Source organism: Deinococcus marmoris (assembly GCF_001949125.1).
In the GTDB taxonomy this organism is placed as follows: domain Bacteria; phylum Deinococcota; class Deinococci; order Deinococcales; family Deinococcaceae; genus Deinococcus; species Deinococcus marmoris_A.
This window is the reverse complement of sequence record NZ_MSTI01000015.1, coordinates 1-23,597: the sequence shown is the minus strand read 5'-3', so window position 1 is coordinate 23,597 and position 23,597 is coordinate 1. Positions and strand designations below refer to the sequence as shown.

21 protein-coding genes are annotated in these 23,597 nt (G+C 66.3%); 18 read left to right on the top strand and 3 right to left on the bottom strand.

Annotation, left to right across the window (positions count from 1 at the left end; translation table 11 throughout):
• Nucleotides 1–216: 216 nt before the first annotated feature.
• The 5 genes from fdhF to BOO71_RS29005 all read left to right on the top strand — a co-directional run bounded on the left by fdhF (nt 217) and on the right by BOO71_RS29005 (nt 6,417).
• Complete coding sequence (gene fdhF / locus BOO71_RS01880) at nt 217–3,288, top strand: formate dehydrogenase subunit alpha (protein WP_083652853.1); 3,072 nt, start codon at nt 217–219, stop codon at nt 3,286–3,288.
• 60 nt (nt 3,289–3,348) lie between these two features.
• Nucleotides 3,349–3,852, top strand: a complete 504-nt coding sequence (locus BOO71_RS01875; RefSeq protein ID WP_075830292.1) for a DUF1641 domain-containing protein — start codon at nt 3,349–3,351, stop codon at nt 3,850–3,852.
• Between the two features lie 20 nt (nt 3,853–3,872).
• Entirely contained in the window at nt 3,873–4,688 is an 816-nt protein-coding gene (locus tag BOO71_RS01870) for a formate dehydrogenase accessory sulfurtransferase FdhD (RefSeq protein WP_254842986.1), read from the top strand.
• Between the two features lie 160 nt (nt 4,689–4,848).
• On the top strand, nt 4,849–6,273 hold the full coding sequence (locus BOO71_RS01865; protein ID WP_075830291.1) for an OFA family MFS transporter: 1,425 nt from the start codon (nt 4,849–4,851) through the stop codon (nt 6,271–6,273).
• 18 nt (nt 6,274–6,291) lie between these two features.
• Nucleotides 6,292–6,417, top strand: a complete 126-nt coding sequence (locus BOO71_RS29005) for an MFS transporter small subunit (protein WP_303046702.1) — start codon at nt 6,292–6,294, stop codon at nt 6,415–6,417.
• 95 nt (nt 6,418–6,512) lie between these two features.
• On the opposite strand, the gene BOO71_RS01860 is transcribed toward BOO71_RS29005, so the two are convergent.
• Nucleotides 6,513–7,313: an alpha/beta fold hydrolase gene (locus BOO71_RS01860; protein WP_075830329.1), complete on the bottom strand. Its 801-nt coding sequence runs from the start codon at nt 7,311–7,313 to the stop codon at nt 6,513–6,515.
• 63 nt (nt 7,314–7,376) lie between these two features.
• On the opposite strand from BOO71_RS01860, the gene BOO71_RS01855 reads away from it, so the two are divergent.
• The 9 genes from BOO71_RS01855 (at nt 7,377) to BOO71_RS01815 (ending at nt 16,791) form a co-directional block, all read left to right on the top strand.
• The gene (locus BOO71_RS01855; RefSeq protein ID WP_083652852.1) at nt 7,377–8,120 is read left to right on the top strand and encodes an AzlC family ABC transporter permease; all 744 of its coding nucleotides are present in this window, start codon (nt 7,377–7,379) and stop codon (nt 8,118–8,120) included.
• The gene (locus BOO71_RS01850) at nt 8,117–8,413 is read left to right on the top strand and encodes an AzlD domain-containing protein (RefSeq protein WP_075830290.1); all 297 of its coding nucleotides are present in this window, start codon (nt 8,117–8,119) and stop codon (nt 8,411–8,413) included. Before BOO71_RS01855 ends, BOO71_RS01850 begins: the two co-directional genes overlap by 4 nt.
• Before the next feature lie 85 nt (nt 8,414–8,498).
• Nucleotides 8,499–10,232 (top strand): PASTA domain-containing protein, encoded by a 1,734-nt coding sequence (locus tag BOO71_RS01845; protein ID WP_075830289.1) that lies wholly within the window; start codon nt 8,499–8,501, stop codon nt 10,230–10,232.
• Between the two features lie 11 nt (nt 10,233–10,243).
• Nucleotides 10,244–11,377 carry a cysteine desulfurase family protein gene (locus tag BOO71_RS01840; protein WP_075830288.1) on the top strand — a complete coding sequence of 378 codons (1,134 nt, stop codon included), beginning with the start codon at nt 10,244–10,246 and terminating at the stop codon, nt 11,375–11,377.
• Entirely contained in the window at nt 11,374–11,976 is a 603-nt protein-coding gene (locus BOO71_RS01835) for an HD domain-containing protein (protein ID WP_075830327.1), read from the top strand. The genes BOO71_RS01840 and BOO71_RS01835 overlap by 4 nt, the downstream gene beginning before the upstream one ends.
• Nucleotides 11,977–12,012: 36 nt before the next feature.
• Nucleotides 12,013–13,614: a GMC family oxidoreductase gene (locus BOO71_RS01830; protein ID WP_075830287.1), complete on the top strand. Its 1,602-nt coding sequence runs from the start codon at nt 12,013–12,015 to the stop codon at nt 13,612–13,614.
• A gap of 59 nt (nt 13,615–13,673) precedes the next feature.
• Nucleotides 13,674–14,066: a ComEA family DNA-binding protein gene (locus BOO71_RS01825; RefSeq protein ID WP_139322682.1), complete on the top strand. Its 393-nt coding sequence runs from the start codon at nt 13,674–13,676 to the stop codon at nt 14,064–14,066.
• A 3-nt stretch (nt 14,067–14,069) separates the two neighbouring features.
• Nucleotides 14,070–16,289 (top strand): DNA internalization-related competence protein ComEC/Rec2, encoded by a 2,220-nt coding sequence (locus tag BOO71_RS01820; protein ID WP_075830285.1) that lies wholly within the window; start codon nt 14,070–14,072, stop codon nt 16,287–16,289.
• A gap of 16 nt (nt 16,290–16,305) precedes the next feature.
• Entirely contained in the window at nt 16,306–16,791 is a 486-nt protein-coding gene (locus BOO71_RS01815; RefSeq protein WP_075830284.1) for a hypothetical protein, read from the top strand.
• Here BOO71_RS01815 and BOO71_RS01810 read toward each other — a convergent pair.
• Both BOO71_RS01810 and BOO71_RS01805 read right to left on the bottom strand, forming a co-directional pair.
• Nucleotides 16,788–17,801, bottom strand: coding sequence for a Gfo/Idh/MocA family protein (locus tag BOO71_RS01810; protein WP_075830283.1), 1,014 nt, complete (start codon nt 17,799–17,801; stop codon nt 16,788–16,790). The genes BOO71_RS01815 and BOO71_RS01810 overlap by 4 nt on opposite strands.
• Nucleotides 17,802–17,845: 44 nt before the next feature.
• Complete coding sequence (locus BOO71_RS01805) at nt 17,846–18,922, bottom strand: methyltransferase domain-containing protein (RefSeq protein WP_075830282.1); 1,077 nt, start codon at nt 18,920–18,922, stop codon at nt 17,846–17,848.
• A 349-nt stretch (nt 18,923–19,271) separates the two neighbouring features.
• On the opposite strand from BOO71_RS01805, the gene BOO71_RS01800 reads away from it, so the two are divergent.
• The 4 genes from BOO71_RS01800 (at nt 19,272) to BOO71_RS01785 (ending at nt 23,517) form a co-directional block, all read left to right on the top strand.
• Nucleotides 19,272–20,681, top strand: coding sequence for a TrkH family potassium uptake protein (locus BOO71_RS01800; RefSeq protein WP_075830281.1), 1,410 nt, complete (start codon nt 19,272–19,274; stop codon nt 20,679–20,681).
• A 151-nt stretch (nt 20,682–20,832) separates the two neighbouring features.
• Nucleotides 20,833–22,209 carry a TrkH family potassium uptake protein gene (locus BOO71_RS01795; protein WP_075830280.1) on the top strand — a complete coding sequence of 459 codons (1,377 nt, stop codon included), beginning with the start codon at nt 20,833–20,835 and terminating at the stop codon, nt 22,207–22,209.
• Between the two features lie 160 nt (nt 22,210–22,369).
• On the top strand, nt 22,370–23,029 hold the full coding sequence (locus tag BOO71_RS01790; protein WP_075830279.1) for a potassium channel family protein: 660 nt from the start codon (nt 22,370–22,372) through the stop codon (nt 23,027–23,029).
• A 35-nt stretch (nt 23,030–23,064) separates the two neighbouring features.
• Nucleotides 23,065–23,517 (top strand): hypothetical protein, encoded by a 453-nt coding sequence (locus BOO71_RS01785; RefSeq protein ID WP_139322681.1) that lies wholly within the window; start codon nt 23,065–23,067, stop codon nt 23,515–23,517.
• The last annotated feature ends 80 nt before the right edge of the window (nt 23,518–23,597 follow it).

Sequence of the window (23,597 nt, the reverse complement as noted above, 5' to 3'; positions counted from 1 at the left end):
AGAGCAGTCAAAAGATAGGGTTTCCGTAATCTGGGAGCCATCTTTTCTCGCGTGCCACCTCCTATACTCCTGGGGTTCACAAATCGGCGCAGTCAGGCAGCACAGTTTTACGGTGCGGTTTCAGCAGCGCAAGCTCAGCAGTACAGCTTCGGCAGTACAGATTTGGCAATACAGATTTGGCAATACAGCTTCGACAGTGCAGGGAGGCTTTCAATCATGCAGCAAACGGACCATCTACCCACCCCCAACGACGCCCACATCCGCTCCACGCTGGGACCGACACGTCCAGCCAGCGGGCCAGCCGTGGACATTCAGATCGACGGGACCACGTTCACGGCGTTCACCGGCGAACCCCTGGTAGACGCCATCAACCGCGCCCAGATCGAACTGGCGCAGGTCTGCTACCACCCGCAACTGGGGCCGATCCAGACCTGCGACACCTGCTCGGTGGAGATCGACGGGCAGATCGGGCGGGCCTGCGGCACGAACGTCGCGGCAGGCATGGTGGTCCGCACGCAGACCATTGCGGCGCGCGCAGCGCAGCGGGACGCCTATGACCGGATCGTGAGCAACCACGACCTGTACTGCACGGTCTGCGACAACAACAACGGCAACTGCACCGTCCACAACACGTTGGGCATCCTGGGCACCCAACACCAGGCCCGGCCCTTTCAGCCCAAGGGCTACGCCAAGGACGACAGCAACCCCTTTTACCGCTACGACCCGGACCAGTGCATCCTGTGCGGGCGCTGCGTGGAGGCCTGCCAGAACGTGCAGGTCAACGAGACGCTGAGCATCAACTGGGAAGCCGAGCAGCCGCGCGTGCTGTGGGACGGCGGCAAGCCCATCGGCGAATCGAGCTGCGTGAGCTGCGGCCACTGCGTGACGGTCTGCCCCTGCAACGCGCTCCAGGAAAAGTCCATGCTGGGGCAGGCGGGCCTGCTCACCGGCATTCCGCTGCCGGTCTTCAACGCGGCAATTGACGTGGTCAAGGGCGTAGAGATCAGCACAGGGCTGAAGCCGATCATGAACCTCTCCGACATCGAGTCGGCGGCGCGTGACCGCTACATCAAGAAGACCAAGACCGTCTGCACGTACTGCGGCGTGGGCTGCTCCTTCGACGTCTGGACCGACGAGCGGCACATCCTGAAAGTCGAGCCGGGGCTGGGCCACGCCAACGGCATCAGCACCTGCGTCAAGGGCAAGTTCGGCTGGGACTACGTGAACAGCGGCGACCGCCTGACCGCGCCCCTGATCCGCGACGGCGACGCCTGGCGCGAGGCGAGCTGGGACGAAGCGCTGGACTTCGTGGCCCGCCGCTTCATGGAAATCCGGGAACAGCACGGCCCGGACGCGCTGGCCTTCGTGGCGAGCAGCAAGGCCAGCAACGAGGAAGCGTTCCTGGTGCAGAAGTTCGCGCGGCAGGTGATCGGCACCAACAACGTGGACAACTGCTCGCGCTACTGCCAGTCGCCCGCCAGCAAGGGCCTGTCGCTGACCGTGGGCATCGGCGGCGACAGCGGCACCATCAAGGACATCGAGAACGCCAGCCTGATCATCACGGTGGGCAGCAACACCGCCGAGAGCCACCCGGTCCTGGCCACCCGTGTCAAGCGGGCGCAGAAGCTGGGCCACACGAAAGTCATCGTGTTCGACATCCGTGAGCATGAACTCGCCAAGCGTGCCGATCAGTTCCTGCGGCCCAAGCCGGGGACCGACTTCGTCTGGTTGGGCGCGGTCAGCAAGTTCATCCTGGACAACGGTCTGGAGAACACGGCTTTCCTGGCAGAGCGCGTCAACGGCCTGGACGAATTCCGCGAGTCCATTAAGGAATTCACGCTGGAGTATGCCGAGAAGGAAACCGGTCTGAGCGCCGCCACCCTGGAAGCCCTGGCCCGCCAGATCGCCGCCGAGGAGCGCGTGTGCATCCTGTGGGCGATGGGCGTCACCCAGCAGTGCGGCGGCACCGACACCAGCGCCGCCATCTCCAACCTGCTGCTGATCACCGGGAACTACGGCAGGCTGGGCACCGGGGCGTACCCGCTGCGGGGGCACAACAATGTGCAGGGCGCGTCGGACATGGGGGCCATGCCCGATCAGGTCAGCGGCTACCAGAATGTGACCGACGAACTGACCGTGCAGCGCCACCAGCGCGAGTGGGGCGTCACCCTGCGCCCGGAGCGCGGCCTGGACAACACGCAGATGCTGGACGCCGCCATTGACGGCAAGCTCAAGTCGATGTGGATCACGGGCGAGGAGATGAGCCTCACCGACGCCAACGCCAACCACTTGCAGGAGGGCTTCGAGGCGCTGGAATTCCTGGTGGTGCAGGACCTGTACTTCACCAACACCGCCCGGTACGCGGACGTGGTCTTCCCGGCTGCCGCTTCGCTGGAAAAGGAAGGCACGTTCACCAACACCGAGCGCCGCATGCAGCGGCTATACGAGGTCATGCCGCCCCTCAAGGGCACCAGGCCCGACTGGCAGATCTACATGGGTGTGGCGGACCGCATGGGCCACCGCTGGGGCTACACCCACCCCTCCGAGATCATGGCCGAGATCGCGCGCCTGACGCCCTTCTTTGTGGGCGTGACCTACGAGCGCCTGGAAGGCTACAACACCCTGTGTTGGCCTGTAGCCGAGGACGGTACGGACCAGCCGCTGCTGTACACCGAGCGCTTCAACTTCCCGGACGGCAGGGCACGCCTGTACGCCGGCGAATACCGCCCCCGCGAGCAGGCCCCCAACGAAGAGTTCGACCTGCACCTGAACTCGGGGCGCATGCTCGAACACTTCCACGAGGGCAACATGACCTTCCGGGTGGAGGGCATCGCCGTGACCGCGCCCGACGCGTTCGTGGAGGTCAGTCAGGAACTGGCCGCCGAGCGCCAGATCCAGAGCGGGCAGTGGGTGCGGCTGGTCAGCGCGCACGGCGCGGTCCGGCTTCAGGCCCTGGTGACGGGCCGTGTCAGCGACAACGAGCTGTACGTGCCCATGAACGCCCGCAAGGCCCAGGACGCCGTGAACCACCTGACCGGTTCCCAGGGTGACGCGATCACCAACACGCCCGCCTACAAGGACAACCGCGTCCGCATGGAAATCCTGGGCGAGGTCGGCGCGAACCCGCTGCCGGCCCGCAACTTCCGCTGGGGTCACCCCACGCCCCAGACGGGTGTGGAGGTCGAGCGCAAGTGGGCGCGGCCCGACTACGTCTATCCGGGCGGCGAACTGCCGATGCTCGGCGACAGCCTCAACGCCCGGGTCGACGCCCTGGGCGCGGACGACTGATGTTCTCTACCACACCGAGATTTTCCACAAGACTGATGTTTCCCAACGTAAGGAGCTGTCATGGCCAAGGCGCTTGATTTCACCCCCCGCGAACCGACGCCGCAGGAACGCCTGCACTCGGGCGTCGAGGACTCGACCGCCGCGCTGGAAGAGGGCCTGTACCTGCTGCGGCAACTGCACGAGCATGGGGTGCTGGACGTGCTGGGCAAGACCGTGCGCGGCGGCGAGGGCCTGATCGCGGCCCTGCTGCACATCACTGGCGGGGAAAGCGGCACCACCCTGCTGCGGAATGTCACGGAGCTGGGCAAGACGCTCTCGGCCCTGGACCCACGCGAGGTCAGCGTCCTGGGGCAGGCCGTGACGACTGGCGTAAACGAGGGCGCGCGGCACGTCGCCGCTGGGAAGGGCATCGGCCTGGGCGAACTGCTGGGCCTGCTGAAAGACCGGGACGTGCAGGTGGCCCTGGGCGCGCTGATGGCGGTTCTGAAGGGCGCGGGCCGGGCGCTGCGTGAGGCCAACGGCGACACCGTCAAGACCGCCAATCAGGCCGAGGTGGGCCGCTGAACGATGCAGACGGCGGGAGGGTGGATGCACAGGTAATTGCACAGGGCGTTGTTCACCTGCCTGTCCGGCTGTACCGGGATGAGCGGTGGGCGGGCCGTGAGGACGCCGTCGCCGTCGAGGAGCCGCTGGAGCTGCGCCTGCATACCCCGGACCGCGAACTGCCGCTGGGCGTGTTGATGCGAACGCCCGGCCATGACCGCGAACTGTTGCTGGGCTGGCTGGTGTCCGAAGGTCTATGGCCACGGGAGTTCACGCTCGGCGTCGATCCAGAGAACGCCAACGTCTGGCACCTGCACACCCCCGAGCATGAGCGGCTGGCGGCGGGGGCCAGGCTGGCCGTATCGTCGAGTGCGTGCGGAGTGTGCGGCTCGGGCAGCGTCGAGCAACTCCTGAGCCGGGCCGCTGCCCCAGTCTGGACAGCCGGGCCGATCAGCGCCGCCCTGCTGGCGGGTCTGCCGGAGCGGCTGCGCGAGACCCAGACCGGGTTCCGGGACACCGGCGGGATGCACGGCGCGGCGCTGTTCACCTGGGCGGGCACTTTCCTGTGTTCCCGCGAGGACGTCGGGCGGCACAACGCCGTGGACAAGCTGGTGGGGTCCCAGGGACCCGGCCTGCCTCTGACTGACCATGTGCTGGTCGTCAGCAGCCGTGCGGGCTTCGAGATCGTGCAGAAAGCCGTGACTGCCGGAATTGGGGTGGTTGTGGCGGTGGGCGCGGCCACCAGTCTCGCGGTGGATACGGCAGCCGTCTTCGGGGTCACCCTCTGCGGCTTTACCCGCGAAGGGCGGCTCACGGTGTATTCGGGGGCAGACCGGGTGGAGGGGAACACGGACTGAGCTGGACAGGCGAAGTCCTCTAGGCCGTGACCAGCAGCACCTGGGAAGACCTGTATCCGTTGTCACTTCATGAATCGCACATCACTGACGAAATCGACAAATCCGCCCTGTTACCCGTTACTATCGCTCCACATTAAACCAAAAGAGGGCAGGAGAAATTATGGGATTTCTGGACCGTGAACATTCCGTCGCTGGGCCGGGCTGGAGCCGCTGGCTCGTTCCGCCGGCGGCGCTGGCCGTACACCTGAGCATTGGGCAGATCTATGCCTACTCGGTCTTCAACAAGCCCCTCTCGCGCCTGATCAGCGGCGACGTCAAGGCCGAAACAGGTGCGCCCGGAGACTGGTCCCTGTTTCAGGTCGGCCTGATCTTCAGCGTGGCGCTGTTTTTCCTGGGGGCGAGTTCGGCGCTGTTCGGCAAATGGGTGGAACGCGAGGGACCGCGCAAGACCATGTTCACCAGCGCCCTGCTGTTCTGCGGCGGCTTCCTGATCGCGGCACTGGGCGTCAGTCAGCATCAGCTCTGGCTGGTGCTGCTGGGCAACGGGGTGATCGGCGGGATCGGCCTGGGCCTGGGGTACATCAGCCCGGTCAGCACACTGATCAAATGGTTCCCGGACCGACCAGGACTGGCCACCGGCATGGCCATCATGGGCTTCGGCGGCGGCGCGCTGATCGGCAGTCCGCTGGGCACCGCGCTGATGGCCCGCTTCGCCGGAGACGGCACGCTGGGCGTCGGCTCCACGTTCCTGATCATGGGCGCGGTGTATTTCCTGTTCATGATCTTCGGTGCGCTCATGGTACGCGTGCCCGCCGATGGCTGGGTGCCAGCAGGTTTTGTGCCCAAGGTCAATGCGGCGGGCGGCATGATTTCCAACCACAACGTTCTGGTGGATCAGGCCTTCCGCACCCCACAGTTCTGGCTGCTGTTCGCCGTGCTGTTCCTGAACGTGACCGCAGGGATCGGCGTTCTCGGGCAGGCCAGCGTCATGATTCAGGAGATGTTCAGCGACAAGGTGCTTGGGGCTGGCAACGGCGTGACCGCCGCCGCCGCCGCCGGGTTCGTGGGCCTGCTCAGCATCTTCAACATGGGTGGCCGCTTCTTCTGGTCCACGACCAGTGACCGCCTCGGACGCAAACCCACGTACATGATCTTCTTTGTGCTGGGGACTGTGCTGTACTTCCTGATTCCGCTGTTCGGCAACATGGCCAGCCTGGTGCTGTTCGTGGCAGGCTTCTGCGTCATCATCAGCATGTACGGCGGCAGCTTCGCCACCGTTCCCGCCTACCTGCGAGACCTGTTCGGCACCGCCAACGTGGGGGCCATCCACGGACGGCTGCTGCTGGCCTGGAGCGCGGCGGCCATCGCCGGACCCACCCTGGTCAACGGCTTCCGCGACAGCCAGATCAAGGCGGGCATTCCCGCCGCCCAGGCGTATTCGACGGTCATGTACATCATGGCGGGCCTGCTGGTCATCGGCTTTATCACCAACCTGCTTATTCGCCCGGTGGCCAGCCGGTACTGGGCCAGCCCCCCAGATGGTCAGCCCACCCCAACCGCCAGGCAGCAGGCCGCCGATGACTGATCACTTCAGGAGAGCGACATGACAAACCGAACGGACACCGAACAGACCTCTCCCCTGACCTATCTGGTGTGGCTGGTTCCCGGAATTCCCCTGGTGTGGGGCGTGTGGCAGACCCTGATCAAGGTGGCGCAGCTCTTTCAGTAAGCTTGAAACCCGCTATTACAAACCACGTTTGACAGAGACGGCCCTGAATCCATCGAGGGCCGTCTCTATGTGGTCAAAACGCTCTGGCGTGGGCCTTACGGAGTTGGCAACTTGGCCAGAAACGCCCTGACCGCACTCAGAATCTCGGCTTCCGCCGCCGCATGGGTCACAGTGGGCAGGCCGTCGCCTTTCTGGGGGCCATAACGCCCGAAAAAGCTGTGGACCGAGCCGGGAATCACGGTCAACTGGGCGCTGGCAGGCAGACGGTTCAGGCCGTCGCGCACGTTGGCGGGATCGGCCACCCGGTCATTCTCGGCCAGCAGCGACAGCACCGGGAGGCTGGTGTCCTTCAGGCTCACGTTGCCTGCCGGATACGCGCCCATCAGGATCATGCCGCCCAGTTGATCGGTGTGCCCTTTGGCGTACTGCGCGGCCATTGCCCCACCCAGCGAGTGGCCCACGATCACCACCGTCTTGCCCGCGCCAAACTTTTTGATCAGCGCGTCGGCGCGGTTGATTCCGGTCACGGCCAGATCCAGGGGAAACACGGGAATGACGGTCTGCACGCCGTCTGCGGCCAGGGCACGGCCCAGCCATTCGTAGGCTTGCGGACGAACGAGGCCGCCAGGGTAGTACACGAGCAACGTTTTTGCCTCGCCGCTGGGCTTGATATTGATAAACGCGCCGCCCTCGTTTTCCAGCGTGGAGGTCACGCCCTGCGCCTGACCCGATGGCGGCACGGCATCCTGCCCGATCACCAGCGGGGGGCGCACGACAGCGCTCTGGCCCAGAGCGATCAGGTACCCCAGGACCAGCGCCAGGATGACCCCCAGCCAGAAGCGCGCGCGCGGCGGCAGGGCGAGGCGGGTGCGGCCACGGGCGGTCAGACGGGTCATGCCCCAGAGCATAGACGGTCTTTCCCTGGCCTGACCGGATGAACAACCGCTAATCTTGCGGTCATGCCCCCGTCTACCCAGGTTCCGCCGTTCTGGCCCGCGTTCTGGCGCGGCTTCCGGGTCATGATTCCGCTGTGGCTGGGCATGGTGCCGTTCGCGGTGGCCTACGCGGTCACGGCGCGGGCCTCGGGCCTGAGCGTGTGGGAAACGCAGATGATGAGCCTGACCGTTTTCGCGGGGGCCTCGCAGTTCGCGGCGGCGGGCCTGTTCGCGGGGTACGGCGCGGCGGGCGGGGCGTCGGCGCTGGGCATCGTCGCCACCACCTTTTTGCTGAACGCCCGGCACCTGCTGTACGGCCTGAGCCTGTCGCGGCAGGTCACGCTGACCCGCCCGCAACGCCTGATCGCCGCGCAATTTCTGACCGACGAGGCTTACGGCATGGTCACGGTCAAGGGAGGACAGGAACCGGGCGGCCCCAGCTTCGGCTACGTGCTGGGCGCGGAACTCAGCCTGTACGTGGTCTGGAACGCCTCCACGCTGCTGGGCGCGCTGGGCGGCGCGGTACTGCCCTCGCCGGAAGCGCTGGGGGTGGGCGTGATCTTTCCGCTGGCCTTCCTGGGTCTGCTGGTGCCCATGCTGCGGGGCCGCGTGACCGTGCTGGTGGCGCTGGCCTCCGGGCTGGCGGCGTGGGGCCTGTCGCGCGTGCTGCCCGGCGGTCTGGTGATCCTGCTGGCCGGGGTAGGCGGGGCACTGCTGGGCGCGTGGCTGACGGGCAAAAAGACCGCCGTTCAGGGGGCAGGCGCATGAGCATCGCCGCCGTGATCGTGCTGATGTGGGCCGTCACCTACCCCATGCGCTGGCTGGGGCTGAATCTGGGCCGGGTGAAACTGCCGCCGTTCTGGCTGGCCTTCCTCAATTTCGTGCCCGTCAGCGTGATCGCCGCCCTGATCGTGCCGGAAGTGCTGGGCAGCCCGGAGTGGCCGCGCCGCCTGCTGGCCAGCGTGGTGGGCGGCCTGATCGTCTGGCGCAGCGGCAACCTCGCGCTGGGCATCCTGGGCGGCTTCGCGGCGTACTGGGCCGTGCGGGCGCTGGGAGGCTGAAAAAATGGGAGGATTGACCTCCAGTCCTGCTCATCTCTGAGCAATCCCACAACGCACACACGGCCCGCGCTATGCTGGGGGGCGAATGACGGGGCAGGCAGACGGGGTGGGGGCAACCACCAGAATGACCACCATCGACGGCAAGTACGGCGTGCTGCGCGAACTCTCCAGGCACGGCAACGTGACCCTGTCGGAGGTCCGGGCCGCCGAGGGCGTGACCCGGCAGGTGGCGTGGTTCGAGATCGCCACCCCGGCGGACCGGCAGGCGTTCCACGCGTACCGCTCGGTGCTGCGCGCCCTGAATCCGCTGGGCCTGACCGATATCGTGGCGCGGCCCGGCGCGTATTACGCGGTCTGGCAGACGGTGAACGGCACCCCGCTGGAAGGCGTGCTGGCGCAGCCCAAGAAGCGTCAGGAGACGGTGGACAACATCCGCAGCATGGCCGCTCGACTGGCCGAACACGGCTATGCCCTCAGCGACGCCGATATCGTGATGGACGCAGACGAGCCTCGCATCGCCTACCTGCGCGCCCTGCAACTGCCGCGCACGCCCGAGGACATCGCCTCGCGCAACGCCCAGGTGCTGTCGGCCCTCAAGGACGGCAAGGTCCGGCGCAAGCGGCAGCCCGGCGCGTGGCTGGCTTTCATTCCAGGGCTGCTGTTTCTGGGCGGCGCAGGCTACCTGGGCGCGCAGGCCGCGCAGATCTACCTGAATCCCCCGGTGCGCGAGGTGGCGGGTGTGGGCGGCCAGGACGCGCGGGCCGCCGCAAAAAAACTGACTGGGGCGGGCTTCCGGGTGGCCTACACCGAGGGACAGGCGGGCAACCAGGGCGTCGGCACGATTATCCGGCAGGACCCGCCCGCCGGGACCAACCTGCCGATAGGCCGACTGGTCACGCTGACGGTCAACAATCCGCCGTCCATCGAAGTGCCCAAGCTGGAAGAGCAGAACCTGGATCAGGCAAAAAACACCCTCAAGGACCGCTCGATGGTGCTGGGCAAGGTGCTGAAGGTGGACGGCACGCTGACCAACACCCCGGAAGGCCGCATCGTCTCGCAACTGCCCGAGGCCGGTTCGCCCGCCCAGCGCGGCCAGCCCATTCAGGTGATGGTCAGCACCGGCATCAGCGGCAAGGAAACCTGGCTGCCCCTGCTGACCGGACTGACGGTGGATCAGGCGCGCGAGTACGCCCGCGTGGCCGGACTGGTGGTCACCAGGGTCAGCGAGCAGCCCAGCGACAAACCCCCCGGCACCGTACTGGAGCAGACGCCCGCGCCCTTCGTGCGGGTAGATGTGGGCGGTCCGGTGACCCTGAGCGTGGCGGTGGCCCGCTACAGCGCCCCCAGCCGCGCGGCGGGCAGCCTGCCCCTGCCGCCGCCCCCGGTGCCCAAGCCGCCGCCTGAACCCACCCCCGTGGAGCCGCAGCCCGTGCCACAGGACCCCCAGCCGCTGCCGCAGGAGCAGATTCCAGCCCCGCAGGAGCCGCCAGGCACCACGGTTCCCACGCCGCAGGAAATTCCGGCGACTCCGCCGGACACCACTGTCCCCACTGCGCCAGACACTGCCAGCCCGGACAACACGGCCCCGCCCACCCGCAGCGTCAGTTTCCAGTACACCTTTCCCGCCGATCTGCCTGCGGGCACCTACAGCGTGGTGGTCAGCGACGCGGGCGGCGAACGCCAGATTTTGCAGGCCACCGACGCCTCGCAACTGGCCGGGCGCAACGCCAACAGTTCGCAGCCCGTTCAGGTGGTGGGCGACGCGGTGTTCATCGTGCGCCGTGACGGGGCGGACTATGCCACCGTTGCGCCCAATTAACGCGTGCCCGCATGATTTACCTCGATTACGCCGCAACCCATCCCATGACCGCTGAAGCGCTGGCGGCCTATGCCCGTGCCGCCGCCCTGCCCGGAAATCCCGCCAGCATCCACGCGGCGGGACAGGCGGCCCGCGAACTGCTGGAGGAGGGGCGTGCGCGTGTGGCTGCCGCTTTTGGGGTGGACGCCCGCACGTTGATCGCCAACAGCGGCGGCACCGAGGGCGACAACGCTGTTCTGCTGGGCGTGGCGCGGGCGTGGCAGGAAAAGCACGGCAGACCCGGCCACCTGATCACCACGCCCACCGAACACTCCGCCGTGCTGGCCCCGGCCCGCTGGCTGGAGGCGCGCGGCTGGGCGGTGACGTGGCTGACCCCCGACGCTTATGGACGCTACTCGCCGCAGGAACTGGAGGCCGCCCTGCGCCCCGACACCGCGCTGGTGTCCATCCACCACGCCAACAATGAGCTGGGCACCGTGCAGGACACGCCCGCACTGGCTGCTGTCGCCGCTGCCAGGAGCGTGCCGTACCACAGCGACGCGGTGCAGGCTCCCGGCGTGCTGCCCGTGAATCTGCCCGAGTGGGGCGTCACCTACGCCACCTTCAGCGCGCACAAATGGGGCGGGCCGCGCGGCGTGGGCTTCGTGTACGTGCGGCGCGGCGCGGAGTTGCCCCCCGTGACCTTCGGGGGCGGGCAGGAGGGTGGCACCCGGCCCGGCACCCAGGACACGGCGGGGGTCTACGCGGCTGGGGTGGCCCTGAGTGCGGCGGAGGCGAAGCGCGGGGCGACATTCGCTCACCTTTCCGGGTTGAGGGAACGCTTCGTAACTGCCGTGTCCAGCATTCCCAGCCTGCGAGTTAACCATCCGCCGGACGGCAGCCCCAAAGTCGTCTCGGTGACGCTGTCGGGGGCGGATGGGGAGGCCCTGCTGATGAATCTGGACCTGCTGGGCGTGGCGGCCAGCGCCGGGAGCGCATGCAGTGCGGGCACCATGCAGCCCAGCCATGTGCTGAGCGCCATCGGCCTGAGCGACGCCGACGCCCGCGCCAGCCTGCGCTTCAGCTTCGGACAGGCCACCACCGAGGCGGAGATCGATGGGGCCGCAGACGCTCTCAGGCAGGCCGCGCAGTGGAGCCGCGCTTGAGCCTGCCGGATGTCCAGACCGCCGAGCAACTTCTGCTGGACGCTGCCGCCCTCAACCCCGGCGCGTGGGTGGACCATTCGCGCCACGTCGCCCTGGCCGCGCGTTATATCGCGGAAGCCCACCCGCGCCTCGATCCCACACGTGCCTACACGCTGGGCCTGCTGCACGACATCGGGCGGCGGACGGGGCCGAACCGGGACCGCCACCTGCTGGATGGATACGACTTTCTGACCGAACTGGGATTCATAGACGCCGCCCGCATCGCTGTGACGCACTCGTTCGTGATTCCCAGTATGGACACTTTGCAGGGCGACTGGGACGGCACGCCGCAGGAATGGCAGCGCCTGAGCGAAGTGATGCTGGGCGCGCGGCAGACCGACGAGGACCGCCTGATCCAGTTGTGCGACATGCTGGGCCTGGCCAGCGGCTTCTGCACCATCGAGGAGCGGCTGGTGGATATCGCGCTGCGCTACACCTTCAACGCCCACACGCCTGACAAATGGCGCGCGAAGCTGCAACTCAAAGCCGACTTTGACCGTGAGTGCGGCGTCAACATCTACCGCCTGCTGCCCGGACTGGCGGAACGTCTGCTGGCGTAGTCTGAACTTCAAGACGCCCCGTCTATACTCGCTGCAATGACAGCTCAGACAGGAAAAATGCAAGCAGACGTGATCATCGTGGGGGCCGGATCGGGGGGCTGCGTGGCGGCGCGGCGGCTGCTGGACGCGGGGCTGCGGGTGCTGCTGCTGGAGGCCGGTGGGCACGATACCAACCCGTTTATTCGCGCCCCGGCGGGCTTTCCACGCCTGTTCCGCTCGGCGGTGGACTGGAATTTCCAGACGGTGCCCCAGAAATGCGCCGATGACCGCAGCTTTTACTGGCCGCGCGGCAAGGTGCTGGGCGGCAGCAGCGCCATCAATGCCACCATTTACATCCGGGGGTCAAAACGCGATTACGACGGCTGGGGCGAGGGCTGGACCTGGGATGAAGTGCTGCCCACCTTCAAGGCGCTGGAGAACTTCCGGGGCGGGGCCTCCGAAACGCGCGGGGCAGATGGAGAACTCCCGGTGGGCGCGCGGGCCGCTTCCCACCCGCTGAGCGAGGCGTTCGTGACGGCGGCGGCGGGCGCGCTGCATATTCCAGAGGCGAAGAGCTTCAACGACGGCACGCTGGAGGGCGCGGGCCTGCTGGAAAGCAACCACCTGCACGGCGAACGCTACAGCGCTTTTCGGGCGTTTCTGAAGCCGGTGCTGAAGCACCCCAACCTGACGGTGCTGACCGGGGCGCAGATGCTGGAACTGCTATGGGACGGCCCCCAATCAGCGACACCGCGAGCTGTAGGCGTGCGCTTTCGCTGGCAGGGCCGCACGCTGGACGCCCCGGCAGGCGGCGTAATCCTGGCGGCGGGAGCGGTGCAAACGCCGCAACTGCTGATGCTCTCGGGAGTGGGGCCACGCACCGAACTGGAGAAACACGGCCTGCGCGTGCGCCAGCACCTCCCTGGCGTGGGCGAGGGCTTGCAGGACCATCTGGCGGTCCCGGTGATCTTCCGCTCTCACACGCCGTCGCTGGAATCCATGCCGGAAGCCTTGGCACTGGCCCACTACCTGCGAAACCGCAGCGGGCCGCTGTCCAGCAACATCGCCGAGGCGTCGGCCTTTGCCCACGCGCGCCCCGGCCTAGACCCGCAGAACGATGACCCGGACCTGCAATACCACTTCGGCCCGGCCTATTTCCGGGACCACGGCTTCAGCAAGGAAGCAGGCCACCACTTCTCGGTGGGGCCAGTGCTGGTGGACCCGCACAGCCGGGGGCGCGTCACGCTGGCCTCGGCGGATGTGGGGGACGCCCCGCACATCGATCCGCAGTATCTGATGGACGTGCGCGACATGCAGAGCCTGATCGCCGGAGTCAAGCTGGCCCGCGAGATCGCCGACACGCCGCCGCTGCTGGCCCACCGTGGGGGCGAGGCGCTGCCCGGCGGCGGCATCCGCAGCGACGCGGCCATCGCCGCCCACATCCGCGCCGAATCGGCGACGCTGTATCACCCGGTAGGCACAGCGGCAACGGGCGACGGCGAGGACTCGGTGGTAGACCGCCAGTTGGCCGTCCACGGCACGCAGGGCCTGTGGGTAGCCGACGCCAGTGTCATGCCGCGCATCATCCACGCCAACACCAACGCCACGACCATGATGATCGGCGCGCGGGCAGCGCAATTCGTGGTGCGGGGGTTGTAGCGTCTCCGCTGTAGATGACCCTCGCGGCACCTCCACCCGCCTCCCCCTACAATGACCGCGTGATCAACAACGAACGCGGCTGGACGCTGGGCCTGGGCGCGGGCGTGCTGCTGGTGGGCGCGCTGGCGCTGGGACCGGTGCTGCTGCCTCGCCCGCAGGTGCCGACGGTCACGCGTATCACGCTGCCCGCACCGGGCGTCCCTGCCCTCCCGAATGCCAGCGCCGAACCGCCCACCTTTCCCACCACCGCCAGCATCGCGCCGCTGATTTCGGGTAGGGTCAATCTCAATACGGCCAGTCAGGAGCAACTTGAGGCCCTGCCCAAAGTCGGCCCGTCGATGGCCCTCAAGATCATCGCCGCGCGGCCCATTCGCTCGCAGGCCGATCTGGACGCCATCAAGGGCGTGGGCGAGGCGACGCTGAAACTGCTCTCTCCACTGGTTAGTTACTAGGACATGACACGGGAAGCCGCCTTTTCAATCACCTCCCTGACCTCCGAGGGAACAGCGGGGCGGCTGGCATGGTCCGTACCCACCGTCTTTGGCGTGATGGGCGGCATTCAACTGGGACTGGGCGTGTGGTGGGGCGTGCTGACGCTGCTGCTGGGCATTGGGCTGGCCCTTCGCGATGCACGCCCCCTGCTGGCCGCGCTGGCGCTACTGGGCGCGGCCCTCGGCTTCGGCTCCGAGCGGCTGGTGACCGGGCGGGCCGATCCGCTGGCCCCCTGGCTGGGCGCGCAGGTTACACTGAGCGGCGAGTGGGACGGGCAATTCCTGACCCTGGAAGACCCGCGTGCGCGGCTGGCGGTGGCCCCCAAGCCTGCCGTCAAACCGGGCAAACTGGTGGTCAGCGGGCGGCTGGTGGCCCCGGAAGGCCAGCGCACCCCCGGCGGCTTCAATCAGGCGGCGTGGCTGCGTGCCCAGGGCGGCGTCTTTCTGACCACGCCCACGGCGATTCTGGTGGCCGCGAAGGTGCGCGATAGTCAGGCTGAAAAGGGGCTGCGCGGCTGGTTTCGTCGAGGATTGACGGCAGGTCTGCCCCAGCGCGAGGCGGCGCTGATGACGGCCATCGAACTGGGAGACCGCAACGACATCGGGCGCGAGGACTTCGCGGAGGGCTACCGCATCCGCGACGGCTTCAACCGCGCCGGGCTGGCGCACCTGATGGCACTGTCAGGGCAGAACGTCGCGCTGATCACGGTGGTGCTGATCTGGATTTTCGGCTGGTTCGGCTGGCCTCCGCTGTGGCGCTACGGCATACCCGCCCTGTTGCTGCTGCCCTATCTGGTGCTGGTGGGGGTGTCGCCCAGCATCACCCGCGCGGTAATCATGGGTTTTACCGTGCTGGCGGCCCTGGCGCTGGGGCGTGGGCGGCCCGATCCCTACGGCCTGATGGCGCTGACCGCCACCGTCTGCCTGCTGCTCTTTCCGCTGTGGCTGCTGGACATCGGCTTTCAACTGTCGTTTCTGGCGGTGCTGGCCCTGACGCTGTCGCTGAAGGCGGCGGGCAAATTGCCGGAGCGCTGGCCGCTGTGGCTGCGGCTGGCATTGGTGGCCACCGTGCTGGCCGAGTTCGGCACCCAGCCCGTCATCGCCGCCACCTTTGGGCAGATGCCCCTGGTGGGCCTGCCCGCGAATCTGGCGGCGGGCGTGGTGATGACCGCACTGGTGCCGCTGGGCTTTTTCGCCGGGCTGCTGGGGCCAGCGGCCATTCTGGTCAACTGGCTGGTCGGCCCGCTGGCCGCCCTGCTGCTGGGCATCGTAGAGACCTTTGGGCAGTCCCCGGTGCTGACCTGGGGGCAGGTCTCGGCGGCTGGATTCGTGGCCTACGCGGTGTGCGCGGGCGCGGGCGTGCTGTGGCTATGGGGCCGCGTGCGCTTCCGGGCTGTGCTGGGCGTGGTGATGGCCTGCACGGTGCTGACCCTATTGCCGGGGCGACTGCACCCACCGCGAGAGATGGTGTTCGTGGACATCGGGCAAGGGGACTCAACTCTCATTCGCCTGCCCCACCTGACCGTGCTGGTGGACGCGGGCGGCTCGGTGAACAGTGATTTTGATGTGGGAGGCAAAACCGTGATTCCCGCCCTGCGTGCGCTGGGGGTGAGGAAAATCGACATAGTGATCGGCACCCACGCCGATACGGACCACATAGAAGGGATCAGCGGCGTGCTGCGCGCCCTGCCCGTGGGTGAACTGTGGATCGGCCAGCGCAAGACCGACGATCCGGTGCTGACCACCGTGCTGACCGTGGCGAAAGAAGAGGGCGTGCCCGTCCGCGAGGCCCGGCGCGGCGACCAGATCGCCTCGGACGGCGTGACCCTGACCGTGCTGTGGCCCACCGGAAAAGTCTGGAGTACCGAGGACAACGAGAACAGCGTGGCCGTGCGCGTCCAGTCTGGCGCGTGGTCCACCGCTATTCTGGGCGACCTGCCCGATCCCACCGAGAATTATCTGGGCCTGGGCCACCTGAGCCTGCTGAAAGTCGCGCACCACGGCAGCCGCTTTTCCACGGACGAGGCATTGCTGCAAGAAACCACGCCCACCGACGCCATCATCAGCGTGGGCCGCAACACCTACGGCCACCCAAACCCGGAGATGCTGGGGCGATTGGGGGCGGCGGGCGTCAAGGTCTGGCGAACAGATCAGATGGGGACGATCCGCTGGCCGATTCCGTGATTGGGAGTTACTGAGAATGTCGTCATCTTCGACCAACGCTCTAAACATTGCCGCACAGACGATCAAACTCATTCTGAACCGGGAAGGGGCCACCCTGGCGACTTTGAGAGACCAGCTTACTCAGCTCCAGCAGGTGGTTTCCCAACTCCCAATGACGATTTGCTGGCCCGATGATTTCGGAGTTACTTCAACGGCGCTGGCCCGCTATATGGAACTACGAACGATCATCCAACATCAATGGCCCGAACTGGGTTTTTATGACATGGCTAGTCTGTCCAACGAAATAACGGATGACACATCAGAAGTGGGCGACGATCTCGATAACCTTACCGATCTCGTCAAGGATTTGAGCGAGGCGGCCCATCTCGCTGCGACGGATCTGACCGGAGGTCTGTCCTGGCTGCGCTTCACTGCCGATACACACTGGGGAGATCACATTGACGATCTGGTGCGCCATCTTGGCTTTGTAATCACTAACGGAGCGCCCCCTGAGCAGAGCTAAACTTCCACCCGCCCTCCCGTCCGCGCCGAGGCGAACAGGGCGTCCAGTACCCGCGCGTGCCTCACGCTGTCCTGGGGCGGATACAGGGCCTCTTCCTCGCCCAGCACCACCTGCTGAAAGTGTTCCACCATCGCGGCATAGGCGTTGAAGGGCGGGAACTCCTCCTCACGTACCCCGGCGGCGTCGGTGACGGTGAACGACACGGGCGAGTGGGTGTTGCTATGAAAGACGCCGTTCATGTCCAGCGTGCCGCGCGTGCCCAGGATGGTCAGGCGCTGGGGGGCTGGCTCGGCCCAGTCGAAGGCGCAGTCCACACCCGCCAGCACCCCCGGATACTCCAGCACGCCGCTGAGGCCCAGGTCCACATTCCCTGGTGTCCAGCGGGCGCGGGCGACGGCGGCAGTGGGTTCGCCCAGCAGCAGGCGCACCAGGTTGACCGTGTAGGTTCCCACATCGAACAGCGCCCCGCCACCCTTATCGGCCAGCCAGCGGAAGTCTTCAGGGTTGTCCAGCATGAAGCCGAAGGCCGCCCGCACGGACCGCACCTCGCCCAGTTCGCCGCCCTGCACGAGCTGACGCAGCCGCGTGATGTGCGGGTGAAAGCGGTACGCGAAGGCTTCCAGCAAGACCCGGCCCGTCTCCCGTGCCGCGTCCGCCAGCTCCTGCGCCTCAGCGGCGTTCAGGACCAGGGGTTTCTCGGTCAGAACGTGCTTGCCCGCGCGCATGGCGGCCAGGGACCAGGGCAGATGCAGGTCATTGGGCAGCGGGTTATACACCGCGTCCAGATCGGCGTTCAGCACTTCCTGGTAGCCGCCCACGATGGGGACATTCCATTCCTGCGCGAAAGCCCGCGCATGTTCGGAGTTGGGATCGCGCACGCCCAGCGCCACCACCTCTCCCCCGCTGGCCCGGATGGCCGGAATCAGCGCCCGCGCAATGCGCGCCGCGCCCAGCAGGCCCCAGCGAAGTCCCGAGCCTGAACGAGCAGCAGTTGTGCCAGAAATTGTCATGGCTGAGCATGTCACGGCGGCGGGAAGAGGTTGGGCTTTTCGCGCTAGCGACGGTTCAGCAGATAGACCTTGGGGTTGTGCCCACCGCTGGCCACCTGAAGCAGTTCGCGGGCGTTCCACTGGGTCGAACCTTCCAGCAGGCCCTCGAACAGCCGGATTTCGTGGGTGATCACGGCCAGACGGCCCTGGCGGCTCAGCAGGCGGTGCATTTCCTGCAAGAAGGCCGGGTACAGCGCCGCGTTGCCGCCATGCGTGCCGACGGCGTCGCCCCAGGGCAGGTCCGCCACGATCAGATCAAACGAGCGCGCAGACAGCCCCGTTTGCAGGGCGTCGATGCGCGCCACCTCGATGTTGCGCCCGGCAGCCGCGATATTGGTCTTGGCGCAGTCCACCGCCGATTGCTCGATGTCCACGCCCACCAGCGCGTCGCAGGGTCCCAGCAGATCGCGCTCGATCAGCAGGGTGCCACTGCCGCACATCGGGTTGAAGATCCGGTCCACGTCGCGCTGCCCGGCCAGTTTGTGGGTGGCGTAGGCCAGCGTGGCGTTCAGGCCGCCGTGCATGTTGCACTCGCGCCAGGGCCGCGCGCTCAGGGGCTTGGGCGTGGTGCGGGCCAGCACTTCCCAGCCGGGGCCATCCTGTTCAGGGCGCAGGCGGATGAGGAGTTGACCGTCCTCGGGGCGGAAGGGGATTTCCAGCGCGTTCTCCAGTTCCTCGGCCAGACGCTGCATCACGCTGGATTCCTTGCCCGCTGCGCCCAGCCGGAAGGAGGTATGCCCGCCCACCGCGATCACCTGACGCAGAAAATCGGTCAGCTCGCCCAGTTGCTGGTTCCCCAGCAGCCCACGCGGGCGCGGTACGTCCCAGGCGCGAATCCGGTAGGCGGCCAGCGCCGAACGCAGCCGGGTCAGGCGTTCGGGATCGCCGGGAAACCAGAAGCGCAGGCCCCGGATATCGCGGGCCAGCGGCACGGTTGCCAGCTCGGTGGCGGCGACGTGTTCCAGGCCCGGCAGCACCTCCAGCTCGTATTCGTGGGCGGGCTGGCGGGTGCGGTAATCGGTCTTGGGACGACTTTTCCTCTTCCCGGCGGGCTGAAATCGGTCTGTTTGGGGGCGAGGCATAGCAGGGCAGTATAGCCCGCTCAAGAAGGTAAGGGCGTACTCGATACAACTAGCTCATGGCTACCGCAAAGTCCTCAATCCGGTTCTGAAATCGCCATGCCCGCTTGACCCCTCCCCCCCTTCGGGGGACCTCCCCTTAGAAGGGAGGCAAGGAGATTCCTGCGCTGGACGATCTTTCAGGCCCCCTGGCTCCCTTTTGAGGGGAGCTGGCTGCGGAGCAGACTGAGGGGTTTGCCTTGCAGCTTGCCGCATATTCCGCCCCGCCTCCTGACTTTGCGGTAGCCCTGTACCCGCATCAGAACCAGCGCCCACATCCCCCACCTACAGGCGTACAATCCGGGCCGCGTATATGACCCGGCCCTCCGCCCCTGACCCGCGTTTTCCGAAACCTTCCGCCTCCGGGCTGCGGCGCAAGCCCCTGCTCTCGCGGCTGCGGCCACCACAACTGATCGCTTTGACCTTTGCACTGGCCATTCTGGTGGGGGCCGGGCTGCTGCTGCTGCCGATCAGCCTGGAGCCGGGCCAGAGCATCCGCCCGATTCAGGCGCTGTTCATGGCCACCAGCGCGGTGTGCGTGACCGGGCTGGGCGTGGTGGATGTGGGCACCACCTTTACCACCTTTGGCGAGGTGGTCATGCTGCTGCTGATCCAGATCGGCGGACTGGGGCTGATCACGCTGGGCACACTGTTTGCGATTGCCCTGCGGCGGCGGGTGGGCATCTCGGACCGCATTCAGGTGGCGCAGCAGGTCAGCGCCGTCGAACTGGGCGGCGTGGTGGCGCTGGTCCGCACGATTGTCCTGAGTTCGGTGCTGGTGGAACTGGCCGGGACCGTGCTGCTGTCCACGGTCTTCGTGCCACAAGAAGGGCTGGGGCGCGGGCTGTACTTCTCGCTGTTCCACGCGGTCAGCGCCTTCAACAACGCGGGCTTCAGCCTGTATTCCACCGGCCTGACCGGCTTCGTGACCAACCCGATCATCAACCTGGTCATTCCGCTGCTGATCGTGCTGGGCGGCATGGGCTTTCTGGTGCAACTGAACGTGCTGACCTATCTGCGGGACCGCCGCCGCAACCGCCTGAACTCCAACAGCAAACTGTCGCTGACCATGATGGCGGCGCTGCTGGTGATCGGCACCGTCAGTTTTGCCGTGCTGGAATGGAACAACCCGGCCACGCTGGGCACGCTGCCGCTGGGCGACAGGTTGCTGGCCGCGTGGTTCCAGGGCGTCACGCCGCGCACCGCCGGATTCAACACGCTGGATTACAGCACCATGCACTACGGCACCCTCTTTTTCACCATCCTGCTGATGTTCATCGGGGCCAATCCCGGCTCCACGGGCGGCGGCATCAAGACCACCACCTTCTACGTGATGATGGCCTCGGCGTGGGGCATGGTGCGCGGGCGGCACGACACCACGCTGTTCCGGCGGCGCATCGGCACCACCACGATTCTGCGGGCCATGACGGTGGGCCTGCTGAGCCTGGGCCTGGTCAACCTGGGCTTTTTGCTGATGCTGCTGCTGAACACCAACCCGGAGGTGAAGTTCGTGCAACTGTTCTTCGAGACGATCAGCGCCTTTGCCACCGTGGGCCTGAGCATGAACACCACCCCGCTGCTGAACTCCAATCAGGAGGTCGTGCTGATCTTTCTGATGTTCCTGGGACGCATCGGCCCGCTGACCGTTGCCGTCGCCTTCAGCCGCCCGGACTCGCGGACGCTGGTGCGCTATCCGGCAGAGAACGACATTCTGATCGGGTAAGTGGTTTGTGGGGCGTGGGTTGTCGGAAAGGAGAGACACCCACGCTCCCCACTGTGCGGTTAGACGGTGAGACCTTCGGACGGTTTGACATCTTTCCTGTTTGGGTTCCTGTTTGACCCCCCACCCCCAGCCGCTTAGACTGCCCTCTCCTGTGAACCGTCGCCCCGCCGCCCTGCCCCGCCGCGCCCTGAGTGCCCGCCTGACGCCCGCACAACTGCTGGCGCTGGTCTATGCGGCGGGCATCCTGATCGGTACGGCGCTGCTGCATCTGCCGGGCGTTCAGCGGGCCGGGGCCACAGCTCTGGACAGCGTGGAGCTGCTGTTCACGGCCACCAGCGCCATCTGCATCACCGGGCTGGTGGTGGCCGACACCGGCGAGGCGTTCACGCGGCTGGGGCAGGTCATCATCATCGTTCTGGTGCAGATCGGCGGGCTGGGCATCCTGACCTTCGGCACGCTGTTCGCCTTCCTGACGGGCAGGCGGCTGAATTTCAGTGAGCGGCAGGGACTGGTGGCGCAACTGAACGCGCTGAGCGTGGGCGGCGTGCTGCCGCTGCTGCGGGCCATCCTGACCTACACGCTGGTCACCGAACTGGTGGGCGCGGTGCTGCTGTCCCTGCGCTTCGTGCCGCAGTACGGGCTGGGCGAGGGGCTGTATCAGGCGGTGTTTCATGCAGTCAGCGCCTACAACAACGGCGGTTTCGTGGTGCTGGCGGGTGGGATGGCCCCGTATGCCAGTGACCCGCTGGTCAGCCTGACCATCAGCGCGCTGGTGATTCTGGGTGGGCTGGGTTTTCTGGTGCAGCTCAATTACGTCTCGCACCTGCTGCACCCGCGCAAGAACCGCCTGCTGGTCTACAGCCGCCTGACCGTGCTGACCACCGCCATTCTGCTGACATTGGGAACGCTGGTGATCCTGCTCCTGGAATGGCAGAACAGCAAGACGCTGGGAGCATTGCCCACATCCGGCAAGTTCCTGGCCGCTTTCTTCCAGGGCATGACGCCGCGCTCGGCGGGCTTTTCTACCGTCAACATCGAATCGATGAACACGGCCACCATCTTCACCATCATCGGGCTGATGTTCATCGGCGCGAACAGCGGCTCCACCGGGGGCGGCATCAAGACCAGTACCTTCGCTATCCTGGTGGGCAGCGCCTGGAGCATGGTGCGCGGGCGCGGCGAGCTGATCGTCTTTCAGCGGCGGGTACTGAACGAGAACGTGGTGCGGGCCGGGAGCATCACCACGCTGTACACGCTGCTGGTGGCGGGGGCCTTTTTCCTGCTGCTGGCCACCAACCCCAAGCTGGGCTTCACACACCTGCTGTTCGAGACGGTCAGTGCCGCCGCCACCGTGGGCCTGAGCATGAACACCACCCACCTGCTCAACGATCCGGGCCTGCTGATCCTGACCGTGCTGATGTACCTGGGCCGGATCGGGCCGCTGACCTTTGCCGTGGCCTTCAGCCTGCGAAGCACCCAGAAGCGCAACGTCAAATACCCACCGGAGCGCGATATTCTGGTGGGGTGATTGGCCTCCTGCGGGGCCGTCTAAGGGTCAAGGGTCTGAGGGTCTAAGAACAGCAAGAACACCCCTCCTCTTTTTCCTTAGACCCTTCGACTCTCAGACCCTTGACCCTCTCCAAAGAAGTGCCAAGCCTACACATCCGAACAAAGGAAACCCCCCACCAATGAAGACCAAACAATGCCTCGTGATCGGCCTGGGCCGTTTCGGCACCGCCGTCGCCACCACCCTCTACGAGATGGGCCACGAAGTCGTGGCGGTGGACCACAACGAGGAAAACGTGGAGCGGGTCATGAACCTCGTGACGCACGCGGCCATCGTGGACGCCAGCGACGAGCGGGCGCTGCGCTCGATTGGCGTGGGCGATTTCGACGTGGTGGTGGTGGCCATCGGCACCGACGTGCAGGCCAACATCCTGGCCACCATGAATGCCAAGAGCCTGGGGGCGTCCTATGTGGTCACCAAGGCCGTGGATGAGATGGCCCGGCGCGTGCTGGAACGCATCGGCGCTGATCTGGTGATCCGGCCCGAACACGACATGGGCGTGCGGCTGGCCCGCCAGATTGCCACCCCCAACATCGTGGACACGCTGGACCTGGGCGGCGACCACGCCATCGTGGAAATCGAGGCCAACGAGCGCCTGAAGGGCAGCCTGCGCGACCTGAACCTGACTGGGCGCTTCGGCGTGCAGATCATCGCCATCAGCCGCGCGGGCAAGATTGAGGTCACCCCCCGCGCCGAGGACGAGCTGCGCCCCCACGACAAACTGGTGCTGATCGGAACGAGTCACAACATTGACGAATTGAGGCGGTATCTGGGGGAATGATAGACTCAAGCCCATTTCATAGCTAAGGAGTTCTGATGAGCGAATGTGTTTACACGACTTTGCAACCTATCTGGTTGGAAGCTTGCATACATGCAGGCGGATCAGGTACTTTTCAAAGTGTCCGCCCCTGGGTTAGCGCAAAAAAATTGGTTAAGCAGCAAGGCCGTTTGGCTGTATTCATCCGAGAGTCGGGAGACGACGAGTTGCCTCTGATGTGTCATTACACAGCGGATATTGTAGACATCCATCTTGCCAGCGATTTCAACTCTGACACCGAAAGGAAGGCGTGGCTCAGCACCCACTTGTCTGTGCAACGTGACTGGATTGAGCGGGCGTGGCGTGAGGGACGTGGAGAGACAAAAAAGTATTCAGATTCAGACGCGCAGTTCCAGGGATGGGAGCTAGATTTCAAGGCCCAGACGTGGTTCACCATCGAAAATCTGAAAAAAATTGAGACTTTCCCAATCGGTAGAAGGCTGGAATCATAACCGACATGCCTGACATGAGGGGCGTCCGGGGCGTATCCCCGGACGTATGCAATCACCCTCACTCGACAGTTTCCGCTGCC

What these genes read in the sequence shown, in the direction of transcription:
- BOO71_RS01805 (WP_075830282.1), bottom strand. Translation starts at nt 18,922, where the DNA reads ATGCCTCGCCCCCAAACAGACCGATTTCAGCCCGCCGGGAAGAGGAAA.
- BOO71_RS01810 (WP_075830283.1), bottom strand. Translation starts at nt 17,801, where the DNA reads ATGACAATTTCTGGCACAACTGCTGCTCGTTCAGGCTCGGGACTTCGC.
- BOO71_RS01850 (WP_075830290.1), top strand. Translation starts at nt 8,117, where the DNA reads ATGAGCATCGCCGCCGTGATCGTGCTGATGTGGGCCGTCACCTACCCC.
- BOO71_RS01865 (WP_075830291.1), top strand. Translation starts at nt 4,849, where the DNA reads ATGGGATTTCTGGACCGTGAACATTCCGTCGCTGGGCCGGGCTGGAGC.
- BOO71_RS01820 (WP_075830285.1), top strand. Translation starts at nt 14,070, where the DNA reads ATGACACGGGAAGCCGCCTTTTCAATCACCTCCCTGACCTCCGAGGGA.
- BOO71_RS01860 (WP_075830329.1), bottom strand. Translation starts at nt 7,313, where the DNA reads ATGACCCGTCTGACCGCCCGTGGCCGCACCCGCCTCGCCCTGCCGCCG.
- BOO71_RS29005 (WP_303046702.1), top strand. Translation starts at nt 6,292, where the DNA reads ATGACAAACCGAACGGACACCGAACAGACCTCTCCCCTGACCTATCTG.
- BOO71_RS01855 (WP_083652852.1), top strand. Translation starts at nt 7,377, where the DNA reads ATGCCCCCGTCTACCCAGGTTCCGCCGTTCTGGCCCGCGTTCTGGCGC.
- fdhF (WP_083652853.1), top strand. Translation starts at nt 217, where the DNA reads ATGCAGCAAACGGACCATCTACCCACCCCCAACGACGCCCACATCCGC.
- BOO71_RS01790 (WP_075830279.1), top strand. Translation starts at nt 22,370, where the DNA reads ATGAAGACCAAACAATGCCTCGTGATCGGCCTGGGCCGTTTCGGCACC.
- BOO71_RS01875 (WP_075830292.1), top strand. Translation starts at nt 3,349, where the DNA reads ATGGCCAAGGCGCTTGATTTCACCCCCCGCGAACCGACGCCGCAGGAA.
- BOO71_RS01785 (WP_139322681.1), top strand. Translation starts at nt 23,065, where the DNA reads ATGAGCGAATGTGTTTACACGACTTTGCAACCTATCTGGTTGGAAGCT.
- BOO71_RS01830 (WP_075830287.1), top strand. Translation starts at nt 12,013, where the DNA reads ATGACAGCTCAGACAGGAAAAATGCAAGCAGACGTGATCATCGTGGGG.
- BOO71_RS01845 (WP_075830289.1), top strand. Translation starts at nt 8,499, where the DNA reads ATGACGGGGCAGGCAGACGGGGTGGGGGCAACCACCAGAATGACCACC.
- BOO71_RS01800 (WP_075830281.1), top strand. Translation starts at nt 19,272, where the DNA reads ATGACCCGGCCCTCCGCCCCTGACCCGCGTTTTCCGAAACCTTCCGCC.
- BOO71_RS01815 (WP_075830284.1), top strand. Translation starts at nt 16,306, where the DNA reads ATGTCGTCATCTTCGACCAACGCTCTAAACATTGCCGCACAGACGATC.
- BOO71_RS01840 (WP_075830288.1), top strand. Translation starts at nt 10,244, where the DNA reads ATGATTTACCTCGATTACGCCGCAACCCATCCCATGACCGCTGAAGCG.